At 41.6% G+C, this 243-nt stretch carries 1 protein-coding gene; it reads left to right on the forward strand.

Annotation, left to right across the window (positions count from 1 at the left end; translation table 11 throughout):
* Positions 1 to 243: serine hydrolase domain-containing protein (locus tag SB764_RS43900; protein ID WP_410867297.1), on the forward strand; the 243-nt coding region annotated here is incomplete at both ends.

Genomic DNA, 243 nt, shown 5'->3' on the forward strand with positions numbered 1-243 from the left:
GGTTCAATGCATTGGGTTTGCCAATATAGAAACCAAGAAACCAATAACTACGCATACAATCTTTAATGTTGGCTCTATTTCCAAAATGGTATCCGCATGGGGGTTGATGCAGCTGACAGAAAAAGGGCTTGTAACGTTGGATGAACCTGTGAATAAATCCTTAGTTCGTTGGAAGTTACCTGTATCCCAATATGATGTATCAAAGGTTACATTGCAACGTATTCTCAGTCACACGGCGGGGCT

This window comes from Paraburkholderia sp. SIMBA_027, assembly GCF_046535315.1.
In the GTDB taxonomy this organism is placed as follows: domain Bacteria; phylum Pseudomonadota; class Gammaproteobacteria; order Burkholderiales; family Burkholderiaceae; genus Paraburkholderia; species Paraburkholderia tropica.